Origin of the sequence: Clostridium sp. (assembly GCF_051278035.1) — a bacterium.
GTDB lineage: Bacteria > Bacillota > Clostridia > Clostridiales > Clostridiaceae > Clostridium_AD.
The window spans coordinates 1-3,729 of the sequence record NZ_JBNMNU010000277.1; the positions used below are offsets into that span (position 1 = coordinate 1).

The 3,729-nt window shown below is 35.0% G+C and carries 4 protein-coding genes; 1 reads left to right on the forward strand and 3 read right to left on the reverse strand.

Translation table 11 applies throughout. From position 1 onward, the window contains the following. Nucleotides 1-396: 396 nt before the first annotated feature. From ltrA to ACJAX4_RS22830, 3 genes are all read right to left on the reverse strand, one after another. Nucleotides 397-1,263 carry a group II intron reverse transcriptase/maturase gene (ltrA, locus tag ACJAX4_RS22820; protein WP_435791732.1) on the reverse strand — a complete coding sequence of 289 codons (867 nt, stop codon included), beginning with the start codon at nt 1,261-1,263 and terminating at the stop codon, nt 397-399. Between the two features lie 111 nt (nt 1,264-1,374). Then, nucleotides 1,375-1,506 carry a hypothetical protein gene (locus ACJAX4_RS22825; protein ID WP_435791733.1) on the reverse strand — a complete coding sequence of 44 codons (132 nt, stop codon included), beginning with the start codon at nt 1,504-1,506 and terminating at the stop codon, nt 1,375-1,377. A gap of 596 nt (nt 1,507-2,102) precedes the next feature. Further along, nucleotides 2,103-3,002 carry a hypothetical protein gene (locus ACJAX4_RS22830; protein ID WP_435791734.1) on the reverse strand — a complete coding sequence of 300 codons (900 nt, stop codon included), beginning with the start codon at nt 3,000-3,002 and terminating at the stop codon, nt 2,103-2,105. 419 nt (nt 3,003-3,421) lie between these two features. Here ACJAX4_RS22830 and ACJAX4_RS22835 point away from each other — a divergent pair, with 419 nt between their 5' ends. After that, the gene (locus ACJAX4_RS22835; RefSeq protein WP_435791735.1) at nt 3,422-3,613 is read left to right on the forward strand and encodes a hypothetical protein; all 192 of its coding nucleotides are present in this window, start codon (nt 3,422-3,424) and stop codon (nt 3,611-3,613) included. Nucleotides 3,614-3,729: the final 116 nt, after the last annotated feature.

The window sequence follows — 3,729 nt, forward strand, 5'->3', positions numbered from 1 at the left end:
ATGCTTGCATCGATACTCTTTTCTCACAGTTCTTCTGCTTGAAATACTCTCTTAACATCAAGCCGTAGGTTCCCACGTTCCATACAAATGCCCATACTAAAGTCATGCCACCTTTATGCCGCCCACCGCCTAGTCAGTAAACAGGTTTCCTCTAGGCTTATCCCAAGTTAACGACTACCCCCTGGTTTTGATGGATTCTCTACGCTTTCGACATTTTCGTAAGTGATTCACATGCTCGTTCATCTCTTTAGTACATACTTGACAGATTAACCTCTGCCTTTTCCTTAACGCTAAGTACCATAACTTTTGATTACAGCACCTTAAGGTAGTTTGAAATCTCCACCTGCATGGCGATTTCGGAGGACCTTCCTCCATCATCTGTATAGCACAGCTATATTAAGCCACTCTTACGAGTTGCTTACCACGCTTTCGTGGCGCACAGTCGTCTGCAAAACGACAGAATCTTAGTCCCCGTCTATCCAGTTCTTTATCCAATTCATTTAGATAAATGTTACTAAGTAGTGGACTAGCTGACCCACCCTGCGGGCATCCAATGTCTGTTTCTGCAACCACTCCGTTAATCATTACACCTGATTGTAAATATTTTCTTATTAGTCTTAATACTTTTTTATCATCAATATCCTTGGCTAGGATGGACATGAGTTTATCATGATTTACAGTATCAAAATACTTAGATATGTCAATGTCAACGACCCATTTATAACCGTCGTTGATGTGTTCCTTACATTTTTCAATCGCATGGTGTTGACTTCTTCCTGGTCGGAATCCAAAACTTGTTTCTGAAAACTTTTCCTCGTAGATTGGTGTTAAAACTTGGGCTATCGCCTGTTGTACTACCCTATCTACTACCGTAGGTATTCCTAGGAGTCTTTTACCACCGTCAGGTTTATCTATTTCCACCCTACGGACTGGCATTGGAGTATAACTTTCTTCTATTAATTCCTTTTGAAGTTGGCTTTTGTTACGTTTTAGATACTCTAACAGTTCATCCACTGTCATTCCATCCACGCCACTACTTCCTTTATTTTTCTTCACCCTTTTGTATGCTTGGTTCAAATTGTCACGGTGAAGTATTTTCTCCATTAGATTACCATTATCTCGGTTCTTATCGTCTCTTCCGTTTCTTGACGCCGAAGAAATACTCCTCACTTCTATGTTGTCTTGGATTTCCAACCCTATATCACATAGATAGTCTTCATTATGAAGTTTTCTGATTTCTACATATTTCTTTGAGTTCTTCAAAATTTCCAAAACCTCCTATAGTTCAGCCCTTTCCAAAACATTTATAACTGCTTTGGTACTATGGCGTCTGCTGACTGCTCATGATAGATCTTGTTTCAACCATGCGTTGAATTACATCTTAGCATGTCCATGAGCTCTCCCCGGGTAAGAACGCAATCTTTCTCTCCATGTATCTGCTACATTTACACAGTATATTTTCGAATAGTTTGGGGCTTCAATTTGTTTTGCAATTTTACCCAACATACCTATGCCTTATATGTAGTTTCTGTCCGTCAGACTGGAAATTTGCATACACCTTCCTTCGGATTCCTCGTCGCCGAGGACACCCTTGGTGTTCAGCTATGTGCTTGGCACTATCAACCCGCACTTGGGACTTTCACCCATTAGATTGCGCCCATGCCGGGCGCACAAAAAAAACAAGTCCTGCTGCATAGCAGCGGGACTTGTTTTACCCCTGGGGGAAGGGGGATTATTGCTTTTGATTTGGACTAGTTTACTGACTGCTGCTAATACTAAATAGAACACGTAAGTATCGGTACCTTACTAGATTGTTTTAACTGTTGGCAGTGAGTAAGATTGTCCAAATCATCCTTAATCCCAGAAGAATATCCTAGAACACCCATTTGGAGCTAAGTGGATAAGTTCATAAAAATTAGAACATCTGAATTTTTGTTGATCCTAAAGGAATTCCAATGAGTGAGCAAATATTGTAAAGAAGAGTACACTTTATACTGTTTATACAAATTATGCACAGGCACCATATTAGTTATACCTAGAATAATAAGTTTAACTCGACCATCTTCGCAAAATCACTGTAATTATTAATTTTATAAAATTTGTTACCGAAGACCAATAGGAACTGAAACATGATGCTCATCATAAGATAGACTTAATGATAAACTTGGTAGTCCAGCTGCATCCATATTTAATGCACCTATACCTACCTCTGTATGTAAGTAATTACCAAATACAAAGCCTTCACTGGTACCCGTACCGCTGAATCGTACACCAGTTGAAATCATCATATTGTTAAAACTAGATAGATGGCCTAAACGAAGATTAGGTTTTGCCATGACACCATTTGCGTATGTGTCGTTAATTTCTACTGGAAGCGTTGTATAAGTGCCTTCAGGATTAATACCATCCTGATAATTATATTCTGCATACCTAGTACTCGTACGATCCGTATCGTCAGTTACAATTAATCCATTACTCATTGATATTCCAATAGCGTCTGTAAAAGTGATAAAAGGTACTTTTAACCAAGAAGAAAAACTATAAGCCATAAATTCATCTACATATTGTGATTCATAAATTTGTAGGGATATCCTTAACCAAGAACAATCGGTCCCTTCTTGGTCGCCTATATAGTTTGTTAGGCTTGTTTCAGGTATTAACTTTGTGAGGGCTATTTCTGTTTCATATTGTTCTTTTGTATATTCAGATATATAAAAATCTTTTTCAGCATCTGCTTGATTAGTATAATATTTTTTAGTATTATTAGTCGTTTTAGGTGTATATTTGTAATAGATTTCATTAGAAGAAACTAACTTGCCATTAGTATTTTTATCCAAACTTTCCTTGAAATTCGGGAATGTATTTATAAGTTCTTTTGTTGTTGAATCAGCTTGTGAGTCTAAGTTTGTAGATGCAAATGCGTTTGTTGGCATTATCATTAATGCCATTAATAACACACTTAATAACGAGTTGAATAACTTATTTTTTGTAAAAATTTTCATTGCATTACTCCTTTTCTTGTTAAAAAATATTAATTATGCATAATTTACATAAGCTTAACACGTCATACATAAATTTTCAACATTACATATAATATGGCGAAAAATGTAATGTAACGAAGAGAGGAGTTTATATTTATTAATATTTTGTTTGTGAATGTTCCCTTTATTTATACAAAGGTTTAGGCTTAGAACGCCTTATGATACCATAGTACTTATAAAATTATTCCGATTAAACAATAAACAACTAATTTAAATTCAATCTACATGTTTTAGTTAAAGTATGATATAAAATTAACATAGTCTATAATTAAATATTAATAAATATACTCTCTTATAAATTTATGTTACTATTAACATAAATATTTTTTTATGTCTTACTCGTAGATAATTATGACGTACAGACTTTAAGGAGGACAAATATGAAGTTGATTTTATACTCAATAATTTTTGGAATTTCAGGTCTAATATTAGCAAAAATGATTTTTAGTATAGGTGGTGAAGCAGGTGATTTTGGTATTATTTTAGGTGGGGTAATTGGATTTTTTAGTCCTGGATTGTATATTCTTAATAAACTATATGAAAAGTCTCAAAAAGAAGAAATGAAGGAATAAAATAATATATATGATTTAGTTGGCATATTTCATATATTGTAAAACATCAAGAGCAGAAATTTCTGTTCTTTTATTAGTTTATTTGGGGTATGAAGAACATAGCTGTCCTGTACTGA